This is a genomic window from Plantactinospora siamensis, assembly GCF_042434095.1.
GTDB lineage: Bacteria > Actinomycetota > Actinomycetes > Mycobacteriales > Micromonosporaceae > KBS50.
The window spans coordinates 200,617-217,367 of sequence record NZ_JBHLUE010000004.1; the positions used below are offsets into that span (position 1 = coordinate 200,617).

General features: G+C 73.3%; 20 protein-coding genes. 10 read left to right on the plus strand and 10 right to left on the minus strand.

What is annotated here, in order from left to right:
* Positions 1 to 54 precede the first annotated feature (54 nt).
* Complete coding sequence (locus ACFFHU_RS05835; RefSeq protein ID WP_377336487.1) at positions 55 to 774, minus strand: DUF3710 domain-containing protein; 720 nt, start codon at positions 772 to 774, stop codon at positions 55 to 57.
* The gene (dut, locus tag ACFFHU_RS05840; RefSeq protein WP_377336489.1) at positions 771 to 1,277 is read right to left on the minus strand and encodes a dUTP diphosphatase; all 507 of its coding nucleotides are present in this window, start codon (positions 1,275 to 1,277) and stop codon (positions 771 to 773) included. Before dut ends, ACFFHU_RS05835 begins: the two co-directional genes overlap by 4 nt.
* 106 nt (positions 1,278 to 1,383) lie before the next feature.
* Between dut and ACFFHU_RS05845 the strand changes: the two genes are divergently transcribed.
* Complete coding sequence (locus ACFFHU_RS05845; protein WP_377336491.1) at positions 1,384 to 1,875, plus strand: DUF3093 domain-containing protein; 492 nt, start codon at positions 1,384 to 1,386, stop codon at positions 1,873 to 1,875.
* 84 nt (positions 1,876 to 1,959) lie between these two features.
* On the opposite strand, the gene ACFFHU_RS05850 is transcribed toward ACFFHU_RS05845, so the two are convergent.
* Complete coding sequence (locus ACFFHU_RS05850; RefSeq protein ID WP_377336493.1) at positions 1,960 to 2,847, minus strand: hypothetical protein; 888 nt, start codon at positions 2,845 to 2,847, stop codon at positions 1,960 to 1,962.
* Between the two features lie 290 nt (positions 2,848 to 3,137).
* Positions 3,138 to 3,434, minus strand: coding sequence for a DUF4193 domain-containing protein (locus ACFFHU_RS05855; protein WP_013284790.1), 297 nt, complete (start codon positions 3,432 to 3,434; stop codon positions 3,138 to 3,140).
* 426 nt (positions 3,435 to 3,860) lie between these two features.
* Here ACFFHU_RS05855 and ACFFHU_RS05860 point away from each other — a divergent pair, with 426 nt between their 5' ends.
* Positions 3,861 to 4,382: a LytR C-terminal domain-containing protein gene (locus tag ACFFHU_RS05860; protein ID WP_377337251.1), complete on the plus strand. Its 522-nt coding sequence runs from the start codon at positions 3,861 to 3,863 to the stop codon at positions 4,380 to 4,382.
* Between the two features lie 149 nt (positions 4,383 to 4,531).
* Here ACFFHU_RS05860 and ACFFHU_RS05865 read toward each other — a convergent pair whose 3' ends face one another.
* Positions 4,532 to 5,362 (minus strand): inositol monophosphatase family protein, encoded by an 831-nt coding sequence (locus tag ACFFHU_RS05865; RefSeq protein WP_377336495.1) that lies wholly within the window; start codon positions 5,360 to 5,362, stop codon positions 4,532 to 4,534.
* A gap of 292 nt (positions 5,363 to 5,654) precedes the next feature.
* Between ACFFHU_RS05865 and ACFFHU_RS05870 the strand changes: the two genes are divergently transcribed.
* Entirely contained in the window at positions 5,655 to 7,292 is a 1,638-nt protein-coding gene (locus ACFFHU_RS05870) for an RNA polymerase sigma factor (protein WP_377336497.1), read from the plus strand.
* 237 nt (positions 7,293 to 7,529) lie between these two features.
* Entirely contained in the window at positions 7,530 to 7,763 is a 234-nt protein-coding gene (locus ACFFHU_RS05875) for a DUF7455 domain-containing protein (RefSeq protein WP_377336499.1), read from the plus strand.
* A 265-nt stretch (positions 7,764 to 8,028) separates the two neighbouring features.
* Here the strand turns inward: ACFFHU_RS05875 and ACFFHU_RS05880 are convergent, their stop codons facing one another.
* The 4 genes from ACFFHU_RS05880 to ACFFHU_RS05895 all read right to left on the minus strand — a co-directional run bounded on the left by ACFFHU_RS05880 (position 8,029) and on the right by ACFFHU_RS05895 (position 11,415).
* The gene (locus tag ACFFHU_RS05880) at positions 8,029 to 9,756 is read right to left on the minus strand and encodes a DEAD/DEAH box helicase (protein ID WP_377336501.1); all 1,728 of its coding nucleotides are present in this window, start codon (positions 9,754 to 9,756) and stop codon (positions 8,029 to 8,031) included.
* A 236-nt stretch (positions 9,757 to 9,992) separates the two neighbouring features.
* Positions 9,993 to 10,637 carry a trimeric intracellular cation channel family protein gene (locus tag ACFFHU_RS05885; protein ID WP_377336503.1) on the minus strand — a complete coding sequence of 215 codons (645 nt, stop codon included), beginning with the start codon at positions 10,635 to 10,637 and terminating at the stop codon, positions 9,993 to 9,995.
* A 9-nt stretch (positions 10,638 to 10,646) separates the two neighbouring features.
* A complete protein-coding gene (locus ACFFHU_RS05890; RefSeq protein WP_377336505.1) occupies positions 10,647 to 10,922 on the minus strand; it encodes a DUF3039 domain-containing protein in 276 nt (91 codons plus the stop codon).
* Positions 10,923 to 11,052: 130 nt separating this feature from the next.
* Complete coding sequence (locus ACFFHU_RS05895) at positions 11,053 to 11,415, minus strand: DUF3099 domain-containing protein (protein ID WP_377336507.1); 363 nt, start codon at positions 11,413 to 11,415, stop codon at positions 11,053 to 11,055.
* A gap of 117 nt (positions 11,416 to 11,532) precedes the next feature.
* On the opposite strand from ACFFHU_RS05895, the gene ACFFHU_RS05900 reads away from it, so the two are divergent.
* A complete protein-coding gene (locus ACFFHU_RS05900) occupies positions 11,533 to 11,820 on the plus strand; it encodes a hypothetical protein (RefSeq protein WP_377336509.1) in 288 nt (95 codons plus the stop codon).
* An 11-nt stretch (positions 11,821 to 11,831) separates the two neighbouring features.
* Complete coding sequence (locus ACFFHU_RS05905; RefSeq protein ID WP_377336511.1) at positions 11,832 to 12,143, plus strand: YlcI/YnfO family protein; 312 nt, start codon at positions 11,832 to 11,834, stop codon at positions 12,141 to 12,143.
* Between the two features lie 100 nt (positions 12,144 to 12,243).
* Here the strand turns inward: ACFFHU_RS05905 and ACFFHU_RS05910 are convergent, their stop codons facing one another.
* Positions 12,244 to 12,831, minus strand: coding sequence for an HhH-GPD-type base excision DNA repair protein (locus ACFFHU_RS05910; protein ID WP_377336513.1), 588 nt, complete (start codon positions 12,829 to 12,831; stop codon positions 12,244 to 12,246).
* Between the two features lie 502 nt (positions 12,832 to 13,333).
* Here ACFFHU_RS05910 and ACFFHU_RS05915 point away from each other — a divergent pair.
* The 4 genes from ACFFHU_RS05915 to sigB all read left to right on the plus strand — a co-directional run bounded on the left by ACFFHU_RS05915 (position 13,334) and on the right by sigB (position 16,673).
* Entirely contained in the window at positions 13,334 to 13,537 is a 204-nt protein-coding gene (locus ACFFHU_RS05915; protein WP_377336515.1) for a hypothetical protein, read from the plus strand.
* A 129-nt stretch (positions 13,538 to 13,666) separates the two neighbouring features.
* A complete protein-coding gene (locus tag ACFFHU_RS05920; protein ID WP_377337252.1) occupies positions 13,667 to 15,133 on the plus strand; it encodes a DUF7782 domain-containing protein in 1,467 nt (488 codons plus the stop codon).
* Between the two features lie 4 nt (positions 15,134 to 15,137).
* Positions 15,138 to 15,560, plus strand: a complete 423-nt coding sequence (gene dtd / locus ACFFHU_RS05925; protein ID WP_377336517.1) for a D-aminoacyl-tRNA deacylase — start codon at positions 15,138 to 15,140, stop codon at positions 15,558 to 15,560.
* A 117-nt stretch (positions 15,561 to 15,677) separates the two neighbouring features.
* On the plus strand, positions 15,678 to 16,673 hold the full coding sequence (gene sigB / locus ACFFHU_RS05930; protein ID WP_377337253.1) for an RNA polymerase sigma factor SigB: 996 nt from the start codon (positions 15,678 to 15,680) through the stop codon (positions 16,671 to 16,673).
* The last annotated feature ends 78 nt before the right edge of the window (positions 16,674 to 16,751 follow it).

Here is a 16,751-nt window from a genome sequence, read left to right on the forward strand (position 1 = left end):
CCGCGGGACCCGAGGACCCGAGGATCCGAGGACCCGAGGGGAAGGCCCGCGGAATCAGTCGGCGTTGCGGGGCCGCGGGGACGGGTTGGCCCGCAGCGGATGCTGCTGCCCGTTCACCACCCCGTCCACCGGCGCCGGCGTGCCGGCATCGGCGCCGGCGCCGGCCTGGTCGGCGACCTCCTTGGGCAGCCGCAGCGGCAGCCCCTCCCGGACCGGTCGCGGGTCCTGCCCGCGGTCCACCACGAGGCCGTGCAGGATCGCATCGAGCGGCCCGGCCACGCCCGGATCGGCGGCCGCGGCGCCCTGGTAGAGCGCCCGGACCATCCAGCGGGGCCCGTCGACGCCGACGAACCGCAGCTCCGCCGGCCCGTCCGGGGTGTCGACCCGGGCGAGCAGCTCGGTCCCGTACTCCCCGGTGCGGTGCGACGTGCGCGCCCCCTGCGAGCGCAGCGACTCCTCGATCTCGTCACGCACCTCGTCCCAGATCCCCTCGCTGCGCGGCGCGGCGAACGCCCCCAGCTGGAGCGCGTTCTCGCCGTGCACGAGCACCACCTGCTGGATGGTGCCGTCCGGGTCCGCCTGCACCCGCACCTCGACGTCCTCGACCGCCGGGATCTGCAGGCTGCCCAGGTCCAACCGCTGCACCCCGGCCGGCGCCTCGGCGGCGTCGTACGGGCCGCGGGACGGCGTGGCCGGGGTCTCCGGTACCCCGTCCTCCGGCTGGTTTGCCCGCTCGTGCCGGCCGGCCCCGCGGCGCCCCTTCGAGAAGATCACTGTCCCCAACCCTCCGTCATGCTGTCGTGCGTCGCCTCGTGCTGGACGACCAGGCTCGCGTGCCCGCCGGTCGACCCGTGCCCTCCGGTACCCCGTGGGGACGGTGGCAGCTCATCGACCTCGTGGAACCCGGCCCGCTCCACCCGTTGGACGAGAAGTTGCGCGATCCGGTCGCCCCGGCGGATCCGGGCCGGACTCGTCGGGTCGTGGTTCACCAGGTTCACCATGATCTCCCCCCGATAGCCGGCGTCGACCGTACCGGGCGCGTTGAGCACCGTCACGCCCAACCGGGCGGCGAGTCCGGACCGCGGATGCACGAGCCCGACGTACCCCTCCGGAACGGCCACCGCGAGCCCGGTCGGGACGAGCTCCCGGCCGCCGGGCGGGATCTCGACGTCGCGGGCCGCCACCAGGTCCGCGCCGGCGTCACCCGGATGGGCGTACGCCGGCAGCGGCAGCCCCGGATCGAGCCGCCGCACGGGTACGGGCAGGAACTCGGACACGCTTACCTCTTCCCTGACGATGTTCCCCCATCCTGCCCGGTCGATCCGCCGGGGCCGCGCCGAACCCTCGGATGCGCCGGGCGGGTCGGGCCGTACGCTCGCAGGTGTGGCCGCCCCGCACCCGCCCCCCGCCGTCCGACCCGACACCGCCGGGTACGCGGAGCGGCTCGCGCTGCCCTGGTGGCTGTGGCTGCTGGCCGTGGTCGTGACCCTGCTGCTGGCCGCGGAGGTCTGGCTCGGCGGCCAGGGCCTGCGGGCCTGGCTCCCGTTCGCCGTCCTGCTGCCACTGATGGGCCTGGCGCTGTGGTGGCTCGGACGGATCCGGGTCGCGGTGGTGGACGGGGTCCTGCACGTCGACGACGCGCGGCTCCCGGTCCGATACGTCGCCGACGCCGTCCCGCTGGACGCGTCCGGGCGGCGGGAGGTGCTGGGTGTGGCGGCGGACCCGCTGGCGTTCGTGGTGCAGCGCCCGTGGATCCCCGGCGCCGTGCAGGTGGTGCTGGCCGACCCGGCGGATCCGACGCCGTACTGGGTGGTCAGCTCGCGGCATCCGGTGCGGCTGGCCGCGGCCCTGCTGGCCGCCCGCGACGCCGGATGAGCCGGTCGCGACGCCGGATGAGCCGGTCGCGCCGGCGGCCGCTCGGTCCCGGCCCGGGCCCGCGCCGCCCGGTGGGCCGGTCGCTCAGTTTCCGTCCGTGCCCTCGATGGCCGACCGGTCGCGCCGGCCGGCCACCCGGCGATTCCGCAGGTCGTCGTGGACCCGTTCGCCGAGACCCCGGGTCGCCCGCCGGTTGAGATAGCCGGCCACCGCCGCGCCGCTGAGAAACGGTCCGAGCGTGGTGAGGTTGCGGCCAAACCGGCGCAGCAGCCGCTCCCGCAACTCCCGCCGGGCGGCGGTGCCGAGCACCGCGCCTACGCCGACGCCCGGCATCATCGGGTTGACACCGCGCTGGCCGGACCAGGACTGGATGAGGCTCATGGCGCGTTCCGGGCCGTGCCCCGGCACCGGCACGCCGTACAGCTCGTGCAGTTCCCCGATGAGCTTCAGCTCGATGGCCACCACGGCCACCGTCTCGGCCGCCAGCAGCACGGGCGCGGAGAGCAGGGTGGGGGTGACGGTCCACTCGACGGCCGCCACGCCGCCGCCGGCCGCGCCCACGCCCGCGGTCGCCCGCGCGGCGTTGCGGATGAGGCGCTCGGCCAGCTCGTGATCGTCCAGCCCGGCGAAGTGCCGGCGCAGCGTGTCCGCGTCCCGGACCGGAATGTGCGGGGCCACGTCGCCGACCGCCTCGGTGATCCACCGCAGCGCGGACTTCGGGCGGAACAGCTCGCCGACCCGGCGGACCCGCACCTGCTGGACCAGCCGGCCCAGCAGCCGGCGACGCTGGCCCTGCTCGAGGTCGTCGGCCGTGAGCGCCGCGACCGTGGCGCCCAGCCCGTCGTCGGCCCGGACGACCTCGGTTTCCTCGCCGGGTGCGCCCGGGATGCCCGCGAAGTCCACCGTGGGGTCGGCGCCGTCGCCGGCCCGCTCAGCGCCGTGCGTACCCGCGTCCTCGCCGCGCTTGCTCATCTCGACTCCTCGCTGCGCGTCCCGTCGTTACGGGACTCGGCACCCCGACCGCGGCGCCGAATGTGCGGCACCGAGTCTCCTGAAAAGGAGTCAAGCAAATAGCGGAGCGCTCCGCACGCCGAGCGTTCCGACGCGTACGCCGGACCGCGCCGTCGTGGCGCCGGCCCGGCCGGGCACCCCGCCGGGGTCGTTCCGGCGCCCGGCGGGACCGGGACCGGTCGGTGGCCGGTCGCCGGGCCCGTGGGGCGCGTCGACGCGTACGTGCGCCGCACGCACGCGTGGTGGTTGGATCAGACGCACTCGCGGCAGATCAGGTCGCCGTTCCGTTCCACCGCGAGCTGGCTGCGGTGGTGGACGAGGAAGCAGCGGGCACAGCGGAACTCGTCCTGCTGCATCGGCAGCACCTTGACGGTCAGCTCCTCGTCGGCCAGGTCGGCGCCGGGCAGCTCGAAGCTCTCCGCGACCTCCGCCTCGTCGACGTCAACGGCGCCCGACTGTGAGTCGACCCGCCGGGCCTTGAGCTCCTCCAGGCTGTCCTCGCCCAGGTCGACCTCGTCTCGACGCGGGGCGTCGTAGTCGGTGGCCATCGGTTTCACTCTCCCATGTCGATATAGTCGTTGCCGGTTGTAACGCCGGACGACGGTGTTTCGGTTCCCGCTGGCCGGTCACCTTTTCGACCGACACGGCGCCGGCACCAGCCGGGCCGCGACGGCCACGAAGAGAGACCCCGGGCGAGCGCGGTACCTTACCCCCCTACAGGCGAGGCATGTATACCGCTCTCATCGCATGCATGTACGCCCGAGTGCCGGAAGTTGTTCCCAATGTGACTCAGGCGACACGAAGATAGGTGCGTCAGCCGAGGGATCAACGCAGCCGCGCCGGAACGGACGCGGTTTCGCCGCTCGGCGGGACAACCGTTAGCCTCAGCGGGATACTCGATTGCCGGTCGCCGCGGCGTGCCGGTGGACGCGGCCGGACAAGGACGGGGAGCCAACCGGATGAGCTTTGCGCGGGTGCGGGCACTCGTCATCGTTGGGGCGTTGCTGATGCTCGCTCTGGTCTTCATCGTCGTGGCGCTGGTCCGGGACACGCAGGCCGACCAGAAGCTCGCGGGCGGCTGCCAGAAGGGTGAGATCCCGGCCAACGCCGAGCTGCCGGACAACAAGGACGTCAAGATCAACGTCTACAACGGTACGCAGACGCAGGGCCTCGCCGAGATCGTCGGCACCGACTTCGCCAACCGCAAGTTCCAGGTGCTCAAGAAGACCAACGACCCGCAGCACAAAAAGATCGACGCGGTCGCGGTGCTCCGGTTCGGCCCGAAGGGGCTCGGCTCGGCCCAGCTGCTGCGGGCGTACTTCCTCGACGAGGCCACCCCGGAGTTCGACCGCAACCGCAAGGACGCGGTCGTCGACGTGGTCATCGGCAACAAGTTCCAGCAGCTGGCCACGACGACCGAGGTCAACCAGGCGGTCGCGGCGCTCGGCGCCCCGTCGCTGCCGCCCGGCACGTGCATGAGCAACGGCAAGAGCTGACCGCGGCCGGCCGGCGACCAGCCGGCCCGATGTCACGGCATTCGGAGTTGCGGTCGCCCAGACCCCCGACTTCCCGGACATCGTGTTGATCAGGGACCGCCGGCCGCGCTCACGGACCACCGGCCGCGCTCACGGACCACCGGCCGCGCTCACGGACCGCCGGCGGCGTCGAGGCGGGCCAGCCGGTCGTGCAGCGGCGTGAAGAGCGCCGGCGGCGCCGCGAGGACCATGTCCGGCCCGGCCGGCGCGCCGGCCAGGCCGTCCACCCGCAGGCCCGCCTCCTGGGCGATCAGCCCGCCGGCCGCGAGGTCCCACGGCTGCAGACCCTTCTCGTAGTACGCGTCGACCAGCCCCTCGGCGGCCAGGCAGAGATCGAGCGCGGCCGCGCCGAACCGGCGGATGTCCCGGACCTGGCTGATCAGCCCGGCCAGCACGCCGGCCTGGTGCGCCCGCCGGCCCGCGTCGTAGCCGAAGCCGGTGGCCACGAGGCTCTGTGCCAGGTCGGTCTCGCTCGAGCCGGTGAGCCGCCGGCCCGCCCGGTACGCGCCGCCGCCCGCGGTGGCGGTCCACTCGTCGCCCGTGGCGCCGTTCACCACCACCCCGGCCACCACGATCCCGTCCCGCTCGGCCGCCAGCGACACCGCGTACTGCGGCAGGCCGTAGAGATAGTTCACGGTGCCGTCGATGGGATCCACGACCCAGCGGACGGCGCCCGTACCGGCCGAGGGATCGGCCTCACCGCCGCCAGCGCCGAACTCCTCGCCGAGCACCCGGTCGGCCGGCCGCAGGCGGCGCAGCTCGGCCACCACCTCCTGCTCCACGGCCCGGTCGGCGGCGGTCACCACATCGGTGGCGGTGCTCTTGGTGGCCACCGGCGACACCCCCTCGGCGCGCATCTGGCTCGCCGTCGCGGCCGCCCCCCGGGCCACGGTGACGGCGATCTCCAGGAGTTCCTCCGGCGTTGCTCCGGCGCCCGGCATGTGGTCCCTCTTTCCTCGGCCCAGGGGCCGGCGCGGGGAAGCGCCAGCGGATAACATCCTTCCAAACTCCACAATTTTCCGATGGCCGCGCCCCCACGGTCGTCGTTGCGGCGTGCGGCTCGGCAATCCGGCCCAGAACGGCGTTACAATTCACCCCTACCCACGCGCCACGAACCTCCGAAGCCGGACGGTACGGGCCGCGGGGGCGCCTAAACCACATCGGCCAGACTCGGTCGCCGCCCTGTGCTGGCCGGACCCGGCCGTGCTCGTTACCGCCTCGGGAAGGTCATTCGTGACAGATCCACGCCAGACCGGCGCCGATGTCCGCTCGCTCACCGATACTCTGATCGCTCACGCGCAGAACGCCGGCGGCCAGCTCACGTCGGCCGAGCTCGCGCGAACGGTCGAGTCAGCCGAGGTGACCCCGGCCCAGGCCAAGAAGATCCTGCGCGCGCTTTCCGAGGCGGGCGTGACCGTGGTGGTGGACGGCTCCGCGAGCACCCGCCGGCCGCGGGTGGCGGCGGCCCGTTCGGCCACCCCGGCATCGCGGGTGACCACGGCGAAGGCGACCAAGAAGGCCGCGCCCGCGGCGCCCGCTCCGGCGCCCAAGCAGGCGCCGGCCGCGGACGGCGCAGCGGCGCCGGCCGCCAAGGCCGCCACGGCGGCCGTGGTGGGCGGCGACGGCGGCTCGACCGTGACGGCCACCGCCGAGGCGCCGGCCAGGCCGAAGGCCGCCCGCGGGACCAAGCAGGCGGCCGCCAAGACCGCCGCGAAGCCGGCCAAGTCCGCGAAGGGCGGCAAGGCCGGCGAGGCGCCGGCCGACGGCGAGGCCGAGGTCGACCCGGAGGAGCTGGCCGCCGAGATCGAGGACGTCGTGGTCGACGAGCCGGCCGAGCTGGCGCAGGCCGCCGCGGCGGACGCCGCCGAATCGGCCACCGACAATGACTTCGAGTGGGACGACGAGGAGTCGGAGGCGCTCAAGCAGGCCCGGCGGGACGCCGAGCTGACCGCTTCGGCCGACTCGGTACGGGCCTATCTGAAGCAGATCGGCAAGGTCCCCCTGCTGAACGCCGAGCAGGAGGTGGAACTCGCCAAGCGGATCGAGGCCGGCCTCTACGCGGCCGAGCGGCTCCGGGCGGCCGAGGACGGCGAGGAGAAGATGGTCCGGGACATGGTCCGGGACCTGCTGTGGATCTCCCGCGATGGCGAGCGGGCCAAGAACCACCTGCTGGAGGCCAACCTCCGGCTCGTGGTCAGCCTGGCCAAGCGGTACACCGGCCGCGGCATGGCGTTCCTGGACCTCATCCAGGAGGGCAACCTCGGCCTGATCCGCGCCGTCGAAAAGTTCGACTACACCAAGGGCTACAAGTTCTCCACCTACGCCACCTGGTGGATCCGCCAGGCCATCACCCGGGCCATGGCCGACCAGGCCCGCACCATCCGCATCCCGGTGCACATGGTCGAGGTGATAAACAAGCTCGGCCGCATCCAGCGGGAGCTGCTCCAGGACCTGGGCCGCGAGCCCACCCCGGAGGAGCTCGCCAAGGAGATGGACATCACTCCGGAGAAGGTGCTGGAGATCCAGCAGTACGCCCGGGAGCCCATCTCGCTCGACCAGACGATCGGCGACGAGGGCGACAGCCAGCTCGGCGACTTCATCGAGGACTCCGAGGCCGTGGTGGCGGTGGACGCGGTGTCGTTCTCGCTGCTGCAGGACCAGCTCCAGCAGGTGCTCCAGACGCTGTCCGAGCGGGAGGCCGGCGTCGTCCGGCTGCGGTTCGGGCTCACCGACGGCCAGCCCCGGACGCTGGACGAGATCGGCCAGGTCTACGGCGTGACCCGGGAGCGGATCCGGCAGATCGAATCCAAGACCATGTCCAAGCTGCGCCACCCGTCGCGCTCCCAGGTGCTGCGCGACTACCTGGACTGATCCCATCAACCGGTTGTGCCGATCACGTCACCGGTCGTACGTCTTGCGGACGTGATCGGCCGGTTCCGCGGCCGAGATCGTTGACGTGGGCCCGGGGGGGCACTGCACACTGTCGGTACGACGTGTGACCTCGGTCCCCCGCGGGCACACTGGGAAGGCCGCACCCCCCGCGGGTGTTGCACGATAGGTGAGCAACAGAGGAATGTGTTCATCGGTGACGACCAGAGGAGGAAGGCGATGACCCCGACCCTCACGCCGCCGCCCGAGACGGTGGCTCCCCCAGCTGCCGATGAACGGTGCGACCGCTGCAACGCTGCCGGTAAGCTCCGTATCACGCTGGCGGGCGGGGGCGAGTTGGTGTTCTGCGGGCACCACGCCAACAAGTACGCCGAGGATCTGGTCAAGATCACCGTGCGGTACGTGGCGGACCCGGAATTCACGTGGCGTGGCGCCGACATGATGGCGAACTAACCAGCAATCCGACATAGCCGGCCGGAGGCACCCGAACAGGGTGCCTCCGGCCGTCTGTCTGTCCGCGCCCGCTGCCCGGCACCGGCGTACGAACGCCGCCGGGCGGTCGTCGCCGCGGCCCGCGCGTCCCCGGCGCGCCGGTCGTCGCCGACGGCCGATCGTCCCCCGGCGGCCGATCGTCCCCGGCGGCCGATCGTCCCCGGCGGCCGGTCCTCGCCGACGGCGGATCGTTCCCGGCGCGCCGATCGTCGCCGACGGCCGGTCGTCAGAGGGTCTGCACGGTGGCGATGCGCTGCTCGAGCTGTTCGATGGTTGCCTGCGCGCTGGGCGGACCGCCGCAGAGCCGGCGCAGCTCGGCGTGGATCTTGCCGTGCGGCAGCCCGGTCCGGTGGTGGTGCGCGGCCACCAGGGTGTTGAGCTGGCGGCGCAGCGCCACCCGGCGCTGGGCCGCGCTCATCGGCGCGCTCTCGGCGCGCGGTTCCGGCACCTCTGGGTTGTCTGCCCGGTTCCGCCGCTGGGCGGCCAGCTGGGCTGCCTGCCGCTTGCTGAGCAGCACCGCGACCTGGTCGGCGGTGAGCAACCCCGGCAGCCCCAGGTATTCCTCCTCCTCCGGGGTGCCGGCCTGGGCCGCCGTGCCGAAGGACGCGCCGTCGAAGATCACCTGATCCAGTTCGGCGGTGGCCGAGAGCGCCTCGAACTGCTTCTCCAGCTCGCCGCTGGCCTGCTCGTCCCGCTGGGCCCGCTCCAGCAACGCGTCGTCGAGGCCGTCCTCGTCGCCCTTGGGCTTGCCGAGCACGTGGTCCCGCTGTGCCTCCATTTCGCTGGCCAGGCCCAGCAGGTGCGGGACGCTGGGCAGGAACACCGAGGCGGTCTCGCCGGGGCGGCGGGCCCGGACGAACCGACCGATCGCCTGGGCGAAGTACAGCGGCGTGGAGGCGCTGGTGGCGTACACCCCGACCGCCAGCCGGGGGATGTCGACGCCCTCGGAGACCATCCGCACGGCCACCAGCCAGCGTTCGTCGGAGGCCGCGAACGCGGCGATCCGGGCCGAGGAGCCGGCGTCGTCCGAGAGGACCACCACCGGCCGCTGCCCGGTAAGCGTGTTGATCAGCTTGGCGTACGCCCGGGCGGACTGCTGGTCGCTGGCGATGACCAGGCCGCCGGCGTCGGCCATCCCGCCGGCGCGCTTGGCCTGCAGCCGGGCGTCGGCCGCGCGCAGCACCTGCGGCATCCACTGCCCCGCCGGGTCGAGCGCGGTACGCCACGCCTGGCCGACCAGGTCCCGGGTCATCGGCTCGCCCAGCCGCGCCGCCAGCTCGTCGCCGGCCCGGGTGCGCCACCGGGTCTCCCCGGAGTACGCCAGGAACATCACCGGCCGCACCACCCCGTCGCGCAGCGCCTCGGCGTACCCGTACACCGAGTCGGCGCGGGACCGCAGCAGGCCGTCCTCGCCGCGCTCGTACTCGACGAACGGGATGGGGTTCTCGTCGGACCGGAACGGGGTGCCGGTGAGCATCAGCCGGCGTACGGCGGGTTCGAAGGCCGCCTTGACGCCGTCGCCCCAGGTCCGCGAGTCGCCGGCGTGGTGGATCTCGTCGAGGATGACCAGCGTCCGGCGGGTCATGGTGCGCCGCCGGTGGACCTGCGGGGCCATGCCGACCTGCGCGTACGTCACCACGGCCCCGTGGAAGTCCGCCGAGGAGCGCAGGTCGGCGTTGCGGAAGGCGTCATCGAGCTGGATGCCCACCCGGGCCGCCGCCAGCGACCACTGGGTCTTCAGGTGCTCGGTGGGCGCCACCACGGTGATCGCCTCGACGGTGCCGTCGGCCAGCAGCTCGGCGGCGATCCGCAGCGCGAAGGTGGTCTTGCCGGCGCCCGGGGTGGCGACGGCGGTGTAGTCGGCCGACCGGCGGCGCAGGTACTGCACAAGGGCCTTCCGCTGCCAGTCCCGCAGCGCCGGGAAGGTTTCCGTCGAGACTGCCCCGGCACCCAACGCGACGCTCCCCCCTCCGGCGGCCCGGCCGTCCGGGACGGGACCCGGTCGCGGCTGACCACGAAAACGCCTCCGCGTCCGGCTGGCCGCGAAGGCCGTACCAGAATAACCAGCCCGTCCCGGCGGCCCCAGCCGACACAGCGGGCTCCTTCGTCACACCCGCCACCCGCCACCGCGGGTGACCGCCGTGGACGCGGAGTCGGGCCGGTTCGGGCCCGCGCCGGGACGTCCAGCCGTCAGCCGGTGGGCGTGCGCTGCCGGAGGGGGCGGTCGGTGGCCACCGGGGCCGACCAGCGGCGGCGCAGGGCGACCAGCCGTACCCCGAAGACCAGCAGCGCCCCGGCGACCAGCGCAAGCGGGCCATCCCCGCCCAGCCGGGCCGAGCCGGCCACCGTGACCGCGCCGGCCAGCGCGGCCACCGCGTAGATCTCGCGCCGCAGCACCGCGGGAATCTCGCCGGTGAGCAGATCCCGGCCGAGACCGCCGCCGATGCCGGTGAGCATGCCGATCAGGCAGGCGCCCACCGCCGGCACGCCGGCCACGAGCGCCGCGGTGGTCCCGGTCACGGTGAAGAGGCCCAGGCCGGCGGCGTCCAGCACGAGAACGGTGGTACGCAGCCGGCTGAAGTGCGGGTGCAGCCAGAAGACCGCGGCGGCCGCCAGGGCCGCCGTGGCCGGATAGCGCCAGTCGGCGAAGGCCAGCGGCGGGGCCTTGTCGATCACCAGGTCCCGGAAGATGCCGCCGCCGAGGGCGGCCACGATCCCGACGAACACCACACCGAACAGGTCGAGCCGCTTGGCGACCCCGGCGGAGGCGCCGGAGGCGGCGAACACCGCCACCCCGGTGAGGTCGGCGACCAGCAGGGCGGTGGAGGTGTGCACCGCCGCCGACTACTCGCCCGACTCGGGCTTTGGATCGAAGAAGCGCTTGTCGTCGGAGAAGATCTCCTTGCACTCGGGGCAGACCGGGAACCGGCTCGGATCCCGCGAGGGGATCCAGACCTTGCCGCAGAGCGCCTTGATGGGAGTGCCGAGGACCATGGCCTCGGTGATCTTGTCTCGCTCGGCATAGTGCGAGAACCGCTCGTGGTCACCGTGCTCGATCGGACGCTCGACGGGGCGCTCGAGGATGGTGCCACTGGTTTCCGGAACGGCGGGAGATGTCACGTACCCATTCTGCCAGCCGGTCCTGGGTGTCGCACAGCACGTTTGCCGGCGGCGCCACCACACGGGGCGGCGTCGACCTTGACGCATGCCGAGCCGGCCGCGCGAGCCGACCCCGCGCCCCGGCCGGCGGTCAGGAGTCGGCGTCGATGACGCGGTGCGCGCGCTCCTCCGCGGTCAGGCTGAGCGCGGGCGCCTCCTCCGGGGGCGGCCGGTGCCGCAGCTTGTTGCGCAGCCGCTCCTCCTCGCGGGGCGGCCGGTCGTTGGCCAGCAGGACGGCCAGCCACGGGATGAGCACCATCCCGACCAGGCAGAGCGGCAACCACAGCCAGAGCAGCGGGGCCTTGACGCTGATCAGGATGGCGCCGACGATCAGGCAGAGCACCCGGATGCCCATCATCACCACGTAGCGGACCTCGCGGCTGTGCAGCTGGTCGCTGGGGCTGCGGGACGCATCGGTGATCAGGATGGGGCGGTTTGCTGGTTCCTTCGCCACACGTTCCTCCTCCGGGGCCAGTCCATCCTTGCACCATCCGGGGGCGGCAACCACGTGCCGGGCATGCGAATCCGTCCGTGCCGGGTCCGCGTACCACGCCGGTGGTACGCTCGATGCATGCGCGGCCGCTTCAGCTTCACCCCCGAGGCGCTGCGCAACCTGGCGGTCTACGGCGTGACCACCGGCGAGGTGTGGGCCGCGCTGCACGGCGGGCGGCGGGTCATCCGGCATCTCGGCGATGACGCGGTGATCGTCTACGCGGCCATCGGTCGCGGCCGGCGGATCGCCGTCCTGCTGGCCGAGGCCGGCGGCCAGGACAACGACTGGGACGTCCTCTCGGCACGGGAGCTCAGCGAGGTCGAGGCCAAGCGTCTCGATGAGGCCCTGCGGCGGGGACGACGGTGAGGAGCGCAGCCATGCACCGACGGGATGCCATCGATCGGTTCCACGCCGGAGACGATGGGCTCGGTGAGCTCGTCGACGAGGGCCAGCCGGTCGAGCTGCCCCGGCCGGACACCGACGAGCCGATGGTGAGCCGGTCCGTCCGGTTGCCCCTGGAGACGTACGAGCGGGTGCGCGCCGCGGCCGACGCCCGGGGCATCGGGGTGACCACGCTGATGCGCCAGTGGATCGAGACCGGCCTGGCGGAGCTGGACGACAGCGCGACCGTCTCGCTGGCCGACGTCCGGCGCGCCCTCGCGGCCCTGGCCGGCCCGCGCGCGGCCTGAGCCGTCCGCGGCCAGCCCAACCGGCGTCGGCCTAGCTCCGCGCGGCTGCGGCGTCCCGCGGTCGGCAGGCTGGTTCGCGGGCGGCCCGAGGCGTGCCGGGTCAGCCGACCGGGCCGGCCTTGGCCGCCGCCTTCAGCTGCTGCTTGTACGCCCGGACCCGGGCCAGTGAGTCGGCGTCGGTGATGTCGGCCACGGAGCGGTAGGCGTCCGGTTCGCCGTACGCCCCGGCCGCCGCCTGCCAGCCCTGCGGCCGGACGTCGTACCGCTTCCCGAGCAGGGCCAGGAAGATCTGCGACTTCTGAGCGCCGAACCCGGGCAGGTCACCGATCCGGGACAGCAGCTCCTGGCCGGTCCGCGCGTCCGCCCACAGCCCGGCCGGGTCGCCGCCGTAGCGTTCCACCAGGACTCGGCACACCTGCTGGACCCGGTCGGCCATGGCCTTGGGAAAGCGGTGCAACGCCGGCGGCGTGGCGAAGATCTGCACCAGCGCGTTCCGGTCGTATCCGGCGAGTTCCGCCGCGGTCGGCTCGTGACCGAGCCGGCGGGTCAGCACGTACGGCGAGGTGAACGCCTTCTCCAGCGGGATCTGCTGGTCCAGTACCATCCCCAGCAGCAGGGCCAGCGGGCTGGAGTTGAGCAGGTCGTTCGCCGGCGGATCGATCGGCAACGAGAGCGTCATGGCTGCCATGGTCCCCCATCCGGGCCCGGCGACACGACGCACCCGCCGGACCCGCGACGGTGGGCCGGCGCGGCGCGCTCGGCTGACGGAACGGAACGGAATTGCGCGATGGATCCGCAGCTGGGGCCCGGTCGGCGGGAATTCGGGCGAGAATGGGTCCGTACGCGGATTCCCGCGGCGCTCACGGCCGGCCTCACCTCATTCCTTCGCCGCTCGCCCAGAATCGCGACCGACCCCGGTGCGGGTGGGGTGGCGGCCGAGCGCTGAGCCCGCTCCGCCGTACCACCAGGAACGCGCGGCGGGCCCGCCAGCCGGCGTGCCGTCGACCGTCCGAGCTGGACGGTGCGCATCTTGCACTTCGCAAAAGCGATTATCAAATGGCAATCACAAATCGCGTCCGTCGTCGAAGTAATCAAATAGACATTGTGCCTTCAGTCAATATCTCGCATTCTGTAGAAGGGCCCGTTCAACGGCGCTTAGCCACCCGCATCGGCGCACGGAGGGAGGGAGCGTGGCACCCGCACCCGAGCTGTCGGAATTCGCTCGACTCGCCATCGAGTTGGCGAACCGGCACCGACCGCGCTGGACCCGACAGGGCCTGGTCCTGCGCCGCCGGTGCTCGTGCGGGAACCCGCTGCCCTGCCGCCAGCTGACGGCCCTGCCGACCGACCGCTCGCTGAGCCGCCCGGACGACCCACCACCCGAGACCCGATAGCCGGACCGCCACATACGACCTGAGGTAACCGCCCGTCCGAGGCGAATGGGCGGTATGTCGGATATTTGGCCGGCCGCCCGACGCCACATCGCGGGAGCGAGGCAGGATGGCGGCGTGAACGGATACGAGATGCTGCTCTCCCCGGCCGGTGTCGACCAGCTCCGGAGCGCCCTGGAGGCCGCGGACTACACGTCGAACGGCATCGCCGGGCGGCTGGGGCCGGCGGCCACCGGCGGGATGGCCCGCAACGACCACCGGGCCGCGCTGCGGGCCACCGAGGACCGCGACCCGCTGGCCACGCTGATCCGGCTGTTCCTCTGCGCGGCCACCGAGCCGGAGGCCGCGGTGGCCGCCGCGCTGGCGCCGCTGCCGCTGGCCGACGCGCTCGCGGCCGGTCTGGTCGAGCGGCACGGCGAGGGCCTGCGCCAGGGGATCGACCTCGAACCGTACGGGGATGAGTGGTGGGTGCTCTCCGACGTTCCGGCGGGTTCCCGCCCGGGCCAACCGCTCGCGGCCGAACACGTGCTCGGGGTGGGCGGCGCGACCAACACGCTGATCGGGGCGACCATCCGTCGCCCGGTCGGCTCGGCGCTCGACCTCGGCACCGGATCCGGGGTGCAGGCCCTGCACCTGGCCACCCACGCCGGGACGGTGACGGCCACCGACCTGTCCGACCGGGCGCTCCGGTTCGCCGCCACCACGGCCGCGCTGAACGGGCAGGACTGGGACCTGCGCCGCGGCGACATGGTGGCCCCGGTGGCCGGCCGCCGCTTCGACCTGGTGGTGAGCAACCCGCCGTTCGTGGTCGGGCCGGGCACCACCACGCACACCTACCGGGACTCGGGTCGGGTGGGCGACGGGGTCGGCGCCGAGCTGGCCGCGGCCGCGCCGGACCTGCTCACCGAGGGTGGCACCATGCAGTACCTGGCCAACTGGGTGCACGTGGCCGGCGAGGACTGGGCCGAACGGGTGACCGGCTGGATCCGCGGCACCGGGCTGGACGCCTGGGTGATCCAGCGCGAGGTGGCCGAGCCGATGGCGTACGTCAACCTGTGGCTGGCCGACGCGGGCGAGGTGGCCGATCCGGCGCGGGTGGCGTCCTGGCTGGACTGGTTCGACGCGCACAAGGTGGAGGCGATCGGCTTCGGGATCATCTCGCTGCGCCGCGCCGGCCGGACCCAGCCGCTGATCCGGGTCGAGGATCTGCGCCAGTCCGTCGAACCGCCGATGGGTGACCAGATCGCGGCCTGGTTCGATCGGCGGGACTGGCTGGCCGTCCGGTCGGACGCCGAATTGCTGGCCGCCCGCTACCGGCTGGCCGAGGGCCTGCGGCTGACCCAGGACGCCACCATGGGTGACGAGGGCTGGGCCGTGGACCGCCAGGTGCTCACCATGCCGCGCGGGCTGCGCTGGTCCGAGGAGGTGGATCCGCTGGTGCTGACGCTGATCAGCGGGTGCGACGGGCGGGTGGCGCTGCGGGACCAGCTGACGGTGCTGGCCGCCGCGAACGACGTACCGGAGGAGGATCTGGCGGACGCGGCCGGGCCGATCGTCGCGCACCTGGTGGAGCGCGGCCTGATCCTCCCGGCGGGCTGACCCGGTGCGCGCGGTGGTCCAGACCGTCAGCCGGGCCAGCGTGACGGTGGACGGCGAGCGCGTCGGCGCGATCGCCGGCGGGCTGCTCGTGCTGCTCGGCGTCACCCACGCCGACACGGCGGCCACCGCCGCCGCCATGGCGCGGAAGGTGCACGAGCTGCGGATCCTCGACGACGAGCGGTCGGCCGCCGACGTGGCCGCGCCGATCCTGGTGGTCAGCCAGTTCACCCTGTACGGTGACGCCCGCAAGGGCCGCCGGCCGAGCTGGACGGCCGCCGCCCCGGCCGAGCTGGCCGAGCCGCTGGTGGCCGAGTTCGCGGCGGCGCTGCGCGAGCGCGGGGCGACCGTGGAGACCGGCCGGTTCCGCGCGCACATGCTGGTGGAGAGCGTGAACGTCGGTCCGCGCACGGTCCTGCTGGAGCTGTGACACCTTACGGTCGCTTAACGCCCCGATCGGCAAGCTGATGTTCGTACGGCGCAGTCGCGTCGTACGGGCAACACCAGATGTTGACGCGGGGAGGCGACTTCGGTGGTTTCGCACCTGATCGCAGCAGAGCAGCAGTTCACCGGCGACGACGCCGAGGAGCAGCCGACGCAGCCGGACCTGGACGCCGCCGACGAGCGCGGTGTCTCGGCCGACCTGGTCCGGGCGTACCTCAACGGCATCGGCCGGACCAAACTGCTCACGGCGGCGCAGGAGGTGGAGCTCGCCAAGCGGATCGAGGCCGGTCTGTACGCCGAGGAGAAGCTGGCAGCCGCCGGCGGCGCGGCGGGCCAGGCGGCCCGGACCGAGCTGGCCGTGGTGGCCGACGAGGGGCGGGCGGCCAAGAACCACCTGCTGGAGGCCAACCTCCGGCTCGTGGTCAGCATCGCCAAGCGGTACACCGGCCGCGGCATGGCGTTCCTGGACCTCATCCAGGAGGGCAACCTCGGCCTGATCCGCGCCGTCGAAAAGTTCGACTACACCAAGGGCTACAAGTTCTCCACCTACGCCACCTGGTGGATCCGCCAGGCCATCACCCGGGCCATGGCCGACCAGGCCCGCACCATCCGCATCCCGGTGCACATGGTCGAGCAGGTCAACCGGATGGTCCGGACCCGCCGGGACCTGTCGGTCACGCTCGGCCGCGAGCCCACGGTGGCCGAGGTGGCGACCGCGCTCGGCGTGCCGGAGTACCAGGTGATCGAGCTGATCTCGTACGACCGCGAGCCGGTCAGCCTCGACCAGGCGGTCGGCGAGGACGGCGAGAGCGCGCTCGGCGACTTCGTGGCGGCGACCGGACCGACCGGCCAGCCCGACGCGGCCGCGGGCGGCCAGCTGCGGGACGAGGTGGAGATCGTGCTGGCCACGCTGTCCCAGCGGGAGCAGGCGGTGATCCGGTTGCGGTTCGGGCTCGACGACGGCCGCCAGCGCACCCTGGACGAGGTGGGTCGCGAGTTCGGGCTGTCCCGGGAGCGGATCCGGCAGATCGAGAAGGTCACCCTGACCAAGCTGCGGCAGCCGGCCCTCTCCCAGCGCCTGGAGGCGTACGCCAGCTGAGGTGCAAGGAAGGGCCCCCTGTTATCGCTTTCTGTATAGCAGGGGGCCCCTCTTAACGCCCGTGCTCCCGGGCCGGAG

Coding starts and splice junctions, on each gene's coding strand:
- ACFFHU_RS05850 (WP_377336493.1), bottom strand. CDS start 2,847: ATGAGCAAGCGCGGCGAGGACGCGGGTACGCACGGCGCTGAGCGGGCC.
- ACFFHU_RS05855 (WP_013284790.1), bottom strand. CDS start 3,434: ATGGCCACCGACTACGACGCCCCGCGTCGAGACGAGGTCGACCTGGGC.
- ACFFHU_RS05865 (WP_377336495.1), bottom strand. CDS start 5,362: ATGCCGGGCGCCGGAGCAACGCCGGAGGAACTCCTGGAGATCGCCGTC.
- ACFFHU_RS05875 (WP_377336499.1), top strand. CDS start 7,530: ATGACCCCGACCCTCACGCCGCCGCCCGAGACGGTGGCTCCCCCAGCT.
- ACFFHU_RS05900 (WP_377336509.1), top strand. CDS start 11,533: ATGCGCGGCCGCTTCAGCTTCACCCCCGAGGCGCTGCGCAACCTGGCG.
- ACFFHU_RS05905 (WP_377336511.1), top strand. CDS start 11,832: ATGCACCGACGGGATGCCATCGATCGGTTCCACGCCGGAGACGATGGG.
- ACFFHU_RS05910 (WP_377336513.1), bottom strand. CDS start 12,831: ATGGCAGCCATGACGCTCTCGTTGCCGATCGATCCGCCGGCGAACGAC.
- ACFFHU_RS05920 (WP_377337252.1), top strand. CDS start 13,667: ATGCTGCTCTCCCCGGCCGGTGTCGACCAGCTCCGGAGCGCCCTGGAG.